General features: G+C 69.2%; 1 protein-coding gene and 1 pseudogene. Both read right to left on the bottom strand.

Annotated features, from left to right (window positions below):
• Nucleotides 1-356: pseudogene (locus B551_RS14570) on the bottom strand (cell division protein FtsZ); the annotation flags it as partial.
• A 73-nt stretch (nt 357-429) separates the two neighbouring features.
• The gene (smc, locus tag B551_RS14575) at nt 430-3,945 is read right to left on the bottom strand and encodes a chromosome segregation protein SMC (RefSeq protein WP_006579471.1); all 3,516 of its coding nucleotides are present in this window, start codon (nt 3,943-3,945) and stop codon (nt 430-432) included.
• Nucleotides 3,946-4,248 lie beyond the last annotated feature (303 nt).

Consider the following 4,248-nt stretch of genomic DNA (forward strand, 5'->3'; position numbering starts at 1 on the left):
GGCGCGCTGCGCGCGATGCCGTCGGCGACCTCCTCGGCCAGCAGCTCGTCGGCATCGGCGCTGCCGGCCACCAGCGGCGACGCGGCCTGGGCGGCCTGCGCATCGTCATCGAGCGGCGGCACCGACAGCTTCGGCTCCTTGCGCTGGATCGTTTCGGGACGCGGCGGCTCGTGCAGCTTGGCACTGACCTCGGGCTTGATGTCCTCGCCGACGACCGGCTCGCGCATCGGCGGCAGGTCGTCCTCCGGTTGCAGCGCGCGTGGCCGGCGCGACTTGCGGATCTGCCATTGGTTGTAGGCCACCACCAGCAGCAGCAGCACGATGCCGGCGACGACCAGCGCGGTTTGCAGATCCATTACGCGCGCCCTCCACGGTTCAGCGGAAACGCCTGCCGGGACTTGACCCCATGCGTCAATCGAATCGATCCGCTCATGCCGCCTCCGCCATCGAAACGGCCGCGTCCATGTCGACGGCAACGATCCGCGACACCCCCTGCTCCTGCATTGTGACGCCGATCAGCTGGTGCGCCATTTCCATTGCGATCTTGTTGTGTGAGATGAAGACGAACTGCGTCTTGTCGGACATGCGCGCGACCATATTGGCGTAGCGCTCGGTATTGGCGTCGTCCAGCGGCGCGTCGACCTCGTCCAGCAGACAGAACGGCGCCGGATTCAGCTGGAACATCGCGAACACCAGCGCGATCGCGGTCAGCGCCTTTTCGCCGCCCGACAGCAGGTGGATCGTCGAGTTCTTCTTGCCCGGGGGCTGGGCCATCACCTGCACGCCGGCATCGAGGATCTCCTCGCCGGTCATGATCAGCCTGGCCTGGCCGCCGCCGAACAGCTGCGGGAACAGCTCGCCGAAATGATGATTGACCTGGTCGAACGTGCCTTGCAGCAACGCGCGCGTTTCCTGATCGATCTTGTGGATTGCGTCTTCCAGCGTCTGGATCGCGTCGTTCAGGTCGGCCGACTGCGCGTCGAGGAAGGTCTTGCGCTCGCGCGCGGCCGCCAGTTCCTCGAGCGCGGCCATGTTGACCGGGCCCAGCGCGTTGATCGCGTTGTTGATCCGCGTGACTTCGCCCTGCAGATACGAGGGCTTCATGTCGCCGTTGAGCTTGCCGGCCAGCGCGGCCTCGTCGACCTCGGCCGCGGACAGCTGCTCGGCGAACTGCTCCTGCGCCAGGCGTGCCGCCTGCTCCTTCAGCTGCAGTTCGGTGATGCGGTCGCGCAGCGGTTGCAGGCTGCGCTCGGCGGCCAGCCGCTGCTCGTCGGACTGGCGCAGCTGCGCCGACAGCGCGTCGAGCTCGATGCGGGCCGCGGCCAGCTTCTGCTCGCGTTCGGCACGCAGCTCCAGCGCTTCCTGCAGGCCGGTATGCGCGGTCTGCTCGTTGATCGTTTCCAGCTCGGCGCGCGCGTTCTCCAGCGATTCGGCGATGCGCTCGCTCTGGTCGCCGGCGACCTGGATATTGCGGCGCAGCTCGTCGATGCGGGCCGCCAGATTGCGCTCGGCGAACACGGCCTCCTGCGCGGCGCGTTCCAGATCGCGCAGCTGCTGGCGCGCGTCGGACAGCTTCGCATCCAGCGCTTCGTAGGCCATCTGGTGGTCTTCGTGCGCGGCCTGCATCTCGGCCAGCTCGGTATCGTGCCGCTCGAAGTTGGCCTCGGATTCGGCCTTCAGCGCGCGCTGTTCGTCGATCTGCGCGGCGATTTCCTCCAGTTCCTCGCGGATCTGGCTGCTGCGCGCGGCGTAGCGCTCCATCGCCTGCGACAGCTTGAGCACGTCCATCTGCAGCCCGTGGACGCGCCGCGTGACGCGCTCGCTGTCGGCGCGCGCTTCCACCAGCTTGCGGCTGCCCTCGGTATAGGCGGCCTCGGCACGTACCGCCTGCGCCTTGGCCTCGTCGGCCAGCAGCGTCTGCGCGCGGGCCTGCTTCTGCAGATTCTCGATTTCCTGCTCGCGCGCCAGCATGCCGGCCTGCTCGGAGTCGGCGGCATACAGATGCACCGAGCTGCGGCCGACCAGATGGCCCTCGGCGACGACGAAGGTCGCGCCCTCCGGCAGGCTGGCGCGGGCGGCCAACGCCTGCTCCATGTCGTCGGCGGTGTAGACGTCGGCCAGCCAGTCCTGCATCACGGCGCGGATGCCCGGCTCGGTGATCTGCAGCAGCGACATCAGCGGGCGCAGTCCGGCCGGCGCCTCGCCCGGGCGTGCCGCGGGCGGCGGCGCATAGAACGCCAGCTTGGCGGGCGGCGCGTCGGTCAGCAGGCCCTTGACCCAGTCGAGGCTGGAGACTTCCAGCGCGGCCAGCTTTTCGCGCAGCACCGACTCGAGCGCGTTTTCCCAGCCCGGTTCGATATGGATCTTCTTCCACAGGCGCGGCAGTTCGGCCAGACCGTGCCTGGCCAGCCAGGGCTGGACCTTGCCTTCGCTCTGCACGTTCTCCTGCAGCTGGCGCAGCGCGGCCAGGCGCGCCTCCAGCGCCGCGATCGCCGCCGCTTCGCTCTGCACGCGCTCCTGCGCGGCGCGGCGTTGCGCATCGAGCCGCGGCAGATTGTCCTCGGCCTCGGCCAGCGCGGCCTGCGCGTCCTCGAGCATCGCCTCGTGTTCGGCCAGCTCGGCGCGCAATTCCTCCAGCCTGACGTCGTCGGGCCGGTCCAGGCCCTTTTCCTCGCCGGACAGGCGTTCGCGGCGCTGCTCCAGCTGCTGCAGCATCTGGTCGGCGTTGCGCTGGTGCGCGGCCTCGAGCTTGAGCGCCTGCTCGGCCTGCATGATGCCGGTGCGCTGCTCGTTCAGCAGCGCCTGCGCGTCGCGCCATTGGGCTTCCAGCGTCGGCAGCGCTTCGCTCTGCTGCTCGACCGCCTGCTGCGCCTCGATGGTGCGGCCCTCGGCCAGCGCCAGTTCTTCTTCGGCCTGCTCGAGTTCGTCGCTGGCCTGCTGGGCCTTGGCCTGCCACTGCTCGCGCTGCGCCGTCAGCGCGGCGATCTGCGCCTGCACGCGGTTGCGCGATTCGACCACATAGCGGATCTCGGCCTCGAGCTTGCTGACCTCGGTATTGGCCTCGTAGAGCGCGCCCTGGGCGGCGTGCATGCCGTCGGAAGCGGCGTAGTGCGCGGCGCGCAGCGTCTCCAGCTCGGCCTCGACGTGGCGCAGCTGCGCGGTCTGCGCTTCCAGGTCGATCTGCGCCTGCTCGATCGCGCGCTGATGGCGTTCCTGCTCGGCCAGCGCCTCGCGCTTGCGCAGCAGCCACAGCAGATGCTGCTTCTCCTCGCCCTCGGCCTGCAGCGCCTTGAAGCGCTGCGCGACCTCGGCCTGGCCCTCGAGCTTGTCGAGGTTGGCCGACAACTCGCGCAGGATGTCCTCGACGCGGGTCAGGTTCTCGCGCGTGTCCGACAGCCGGTTCTCGGTCTCGCGGCGGCGTTCCTTGTATTTGGACACGCCGGCCGCTTCCTCGAGGAAGATCCGCATGTCGTCGGGCTTGGCCTCGATGATCCGCGAGATCATGCCCTGGCCGATGATCGCGTAGGCGCGCGGCCCCAGGCCGGTGCCCAGGAAGATGTCCTGGATGTCGCGCCGGCGCACCGGCTGGTTGTTGATGTAGTAGGACGAGGTGCCGTCGCGGGTCAGCACGCGCTTGACCGCGATCTCGGCGTACTGGCTCCACTGCCCGGCGGCGCGGCCCTCGGCGTTGTCGAACACCAGCTCGACGCTGGCGCGCCCGGCCGGCTTGCGCGCGGTGGAACCGTTGAAGATGACGTCCTGCATCGACTCGCCACGTAGCTCGGAGGCGCGGGACTCGCCGAGCACCCAGCGCACCGCGTCGATGATGTTGGACTTGCCGCAGCCGTTGGGACCGACGATGCCGACCAGTTGGCCGGGCACTTGGAAATTGGTGGGATCGACAAAGGACTTGAAGCCCGCCAGCTTGATCGAGGACAGTCGCACGGTTGGTCTTGAATGGGTTCGAATCCGTGGTGAGGCACGCCCGGGAGCGGCACCCAGAAAGGCCGGACAGCGTGCGCGACGCCCTGTGCCGACGTGCCGCCCGCACCGCATTCGTCGCGTACTTGTGCCCGAAAATTGGCGCTAATCATACCATCGGTGTGACGCCGTCCAGCCGGATTTACCGGCAGTTACGGGGCCGTTGCCGGCCGCTTCCCGCGCCATCCGGGCGGCATCCCGGCCGCACCGGCCGGGTCTTGCGGCGCTGCCGCGGCACGCCGGTGCCGGGCCGCCGATGGCGGCGCC

The organism is Cupriavidus sp. HPC(L), assembly GCF_000307735.3.
Classification (GTDB): Bacteria; Pseudomonadota; Gammaproteobacteria; order Burkholderiales; family Burkholderiaceae; genus Cupriavidus.